Annotated in this window: 2 protein-coding genes; both read left to right on the top strand. The window is 67.8% G+C overall.

The features are described from left to right. The first annotated feature begins 833 nt into the window (after positions 1-833). Positions 834-2,123: a protein kinase gene (locus FL311_RS41760; RefSeq protein WP_141333180.1), complete on the top strand. Its 1,290-nt coding sequence runs from the start codon at positions 834-836 to the stop codon at positions 2,121-2,123. Between the two features lie 118 nt (positions 2,124-2,241). Further along, positions 2,242-3,588, top strand: a complete 1,347-nt coding sequence (locus tag FL311_RS41765) for a hypothetical protein (RefSeq protein ID WP_141333181.1) — start codon at positions 2,242-2,244, stop codon at positions 3,586-3,588. Positions 3,589-3,874 lie beyond the last annotated feature (286 nt).

Consider the following 3,874-nt stretch of genomic DNA (forward strand, 5'->3'; position numbering starts at 1 on the left):
CCCCATGGCGGCGTCCCCTGCGGTAGCGTTGCCCCCTCCTGCACCTGCCGAGAAAGAAAGCCCTCCCGTGAAGCGCGCTCCCGTTCCGACGTCCCCTCCCGCCGAGTCCACCTCCAGGAGGCCGAAGGCTCTGGCCTCCCGCCCGAGCTGGCCTCCGTCTCCGTGGGCCGGGTTCCTCAAGACGTGCGCGAGTGCGACCGCCGTTGCCGCGCTCTCCATGGGGTGCCCAGGTGCCCAAGTCCGACCTGAGCCCGGTGACTGCCCCTCCGAAGCGCGCGAGGTCATGTTCAGTCGACAGGCGAAGGGCGGGCTTTGGCTGAGACCGGGCGATTCGATGATCCTCACTCTCGATAGAAGCCAACCCGGTATGCAGTCCGATGCTGGCCTCTATTCCGATGGGCCTGTGACCGGGGTGGTGCGAATCAGTTACGTGCGAGGGCTTCCAGCGGGGACTTTGCTCTCGGGCTATCTCTGGACCCGTGGAGAAGTGGCCGTAGGACGCTACACGGAGGCGCACCTTCCAGATGGCCGGACGGTTCCGGTATGCATTGTCCTGGGGCGCAAGGGGTACATGGAGAAGGGGCAGGACTCCAAGCCAGGGGAGGCGCAGCTCAACCGGTCGTTCCCTGCCTATTTCGTCGAGCGCTGGCCCTAGTTTCCCTCTGAGGACGTAAAGGGAGTTTGCAAAATGGACTTCTCAGGGTTCACTCCGGGTAAATGATAATTCCATCTTTTTGAACCTGTCACGTCGTTCAGCTTTGACGGGGCTGGCAGTACCTTGAGTCTGCCTTTGCGCGAATCCCTGTCGCGCGGGCACTCGGAGCTTCCTGCCCATGTCCAATCCGTCTGACTCTCGGTCCGCCGGGAGCGTTGTCCTATTCACTAACGGCGACACCTCCTACGAGTTCTTCCGGGACTTGGGGGAGGGGCGCGTCGGAGAGCGAATCCTCCTCGCGCGGACCCGCACGCCCAAAGGCCTCGGGGAATGTGTGATGCTCAAGTGCCTGCCCCTGCCGAAGGTGGCGGACGCGACGGAGAAGCACCTGCGCACGCGAGCCCGGCTGGAGGAAGAGGTGCGGCTCGCCCAGCACCTTCGCCACCCGAGCATCGCGCGTGTCCATGGCCTCTTCGAGTCGGAGATGGGCCTATGCGTGGCGATGGAGAACGTGGAAGGGCTGTCGCTCAACACCCTGCTGACCGTTGCCCAGGCGCGCGGCCGCTACTTCTCCGAGTCGTTCATCCTCTACGTGGGCGCGGAGGTCGCGGCGGCCCTGGCCTACGCGCATGCCTGCACGGATGACGCGGGCTTCTCGCTCGGCATCGTCAACCGGGACGTGAATCCCGCGCGCATCCGCCTGGGTCCGCACGGCGAGGTGCGACTGACGGACTTTGGCGTAGCGCTCTCTCGCCTCTCGGGACGGTTGGCAACGTCCCTGCCGCGTCCCCAAGGTGAAGTCCTCTACTCGGCACCCGAGGTGTTGCTGGGCGAAGTGGTGGACGCGCGAGCGGACCTGTTCTCCCTGGGGCTGACGTTGCTGGAGTTCGCCACGGGCCGACACCTCTACGACCCGGGACATGTCCGCATTGAAGAAGTGGAGGCGCGGCTGTCGAAGGAGGAACGGGAACGCGCGCTCGCGGCCTCGGTGGCCTCCGTGGTGACGGAACTGCCCGCGTTCGCGGAGGATGCCATCTGGTGCGCCGTGGCCTACGGCTCCGAGGATGTCGAGCATGCGGCGCAAGGGCTCTCGGTTCCGCTCCGTGACATCCTCCACACGTTGCTGCGCCGCAATCCCGCCGAGCGCTTCGGGGTAGCGGCGGAGGTGGAGCTCGTCTTGCGCGCGCAGTTGGCGCGGCTGGGCGGGTACACGTGCGAGGAGGCATTGCAGGAGGCCCAGCACGCGCTCGGGGAGGCCAGCGAGGGACTCTGGGACTTCGAGTTGCCGAGCGACGAAGGCGGAATCACACCCCCTGTTTCCGAAGTGTGGCGCCGTTCCGAGCCCACCACGGATTCTGTCTCGCCTCGGGGCACGCAGCGCACGTCGTCGCGCGCGCCCGATGAAGTGGCAACGGAGCCCGGTGCAGGTCCGCGCCGCCGCACGTTGACGAAGGTGCTGACCGCGTAGCGGCGTCCCTCTTTCCCCTCACCACCGCGGATTCACCACCGGCGCGGCGCGAGTCGCAAGCCGACCGGGAGACGTGTGTTCTTCGTGCCTCATTCCGGGGCACGCACAGGAGGCGTGTATGCACAGGAAGCGAAGCTGTCTGGCCGCGCTGCTGTTGCTGTTGCCGACAACGGGATGGGCCTCGGAGCCTCCCGTCCCTGAGCAGGAATCATCCACCACCCCGGCCGTACCACCCGCGCGCAAGTGGCACTACCTGACGCGCGTCGAAGCCACGTCACTCGCGCTGCTGCCTCGTGCTGGCGCGGGGGAAGACGAGGGTTTCGTGCAGGTGGAGCCCACGTTCATCCTCGACGGTGGACCCGAGTTCGGCGTCAACCTGGGGGCGCCCGTGCGCTTTCGCCTGTGGGGTGGGAATGACGGCGGGGCCCTCGTGCGTCGCGAGGACTGGGACACGCTCTCGGACTGGGGGCAGCTCGTTCGAGGGCTCCTGTTGGGCTCTGACAACGCGCCCATGGGCATCTGGGTCGGCCCGCTGGAGGCGTACAAGCTCCTCTCCGGCCATCTCGTCCGCCGCTACTCCAACCGCACGAATCCCGACTACCACCCGGCCGGGGGCATCTTCACGGGCACGTTGGGTCCGCTCTACACAGAAGCGTTCGTCTCGGATGTGCTTGGCGCGCGGCTGGTGGGCGCGGAGTTCTCCCTGGACCTGGAGCACCTCCTCTTCGGGGAACCCGAGCAGCGAGGCCGGTACACGCTGGCCCTGTCCTCCGCCCATGACTGGGGGAGAGCGGGAGGAGCAGCGCCCTCGATGACGCTGGCCCACCTGGATGCCATGGCGGTGATGGTGGTGCGGCCCGGCATGGAGGCCTACGTGAACGCGGGGTGGGGCGGCCGGCCGGGAGAGGGCGGTGCTTGGGGCGCTGTCATGGGAGGCGGGGTGGACTCCCTCTCCGAGAGGTTCAACCTGCGCCTTCGACTGGAGGCGAGGCGCCAGCATGGCGGCTTCCGGCAAGGCTTCTTCGGCGCGGACTACGAGCTGGCGCGCTTCCAGTCGGCTGGCCCCAATGGCGTGCCGCTCGCGGAGGCGCACTTCCCGGACGGCTACTCCGCATTCGGAGAGGCCATCGTGGAGTGGGATGCCGTCAGCTACGGCGGGCCCTACAAGCACCTGAACCTCTCGGTGGGCGCGGAAGCCTTCTCGTGGGGGCGCGTCGACGTGGACGGTCGCGTGGCGGTGCAGCTCTTCGAGCGCGCCTTGGAAGCCGCGTTGAAGGGGCTCGCCGTTGGAGCTGGGAAGCCCGGGGCGCGCTACCTGGGAGCGGCGGAGGTCCGCTGGAGGTTCCTTGGCGGGAAGCTCTACGCGATGGGGACGGCCGGCACGCTGCTGTTCCCCACGACGGAAGGGACGCTGCGGCCGGGGGCCTTCGCCTCGGTGGGCCTGGGGGTGGACAATGCGCGCTAACGCACTGCTCCTGCTCGTGTTGCTTGCCACGGGATGCGCGTTGGTGCCGCATGCTCCCGGGCGTGGCGGAACGCTGGGCTACACGCCTCGCGGAACGACCTCTCCCGAGCGAGTGGACGTGCTGAGTGACGAAGGTCCTCATGCCTCCGGCTCCCCTCCGACTCGACTTTCGCCCTTTTAGGGCGAGGGGGAGAGCGCGGCGGTCCACGCCGCGCGCTCCTGAGCCGGTGATGCGCGAGAGGCCGCACGTAAGTTGGCGCGAAGTCGACGCGACGAATGCCAGCGG

This window comes from Myxococcus sp. AB025B, from assembly GCF_006518215.1.
GTDB lineage: Bacteria > Myxococcota > Myxococcia > Myxococcales > Myxococcaceae > Myxococcus > Myxococcus fulvus.

Bases quoted from the DNA above. Each gene is read 5' to 3' on its own strand.
- FL311_RS41760 (WP_141333180.1), top strand. From the start codon at position 834: ATGTCCAATCCGTCTGACTCTCGGTCCGCCGGGAGCGTTGTCCTATTC.
- FL311_RS41765 (WP_141333181.1), top strand. From the start codon at position 2,242: ATGCACAGGAAGCGAAGCTGTCTGGCCGCGCTGCTGTTGCTGTTGCCG.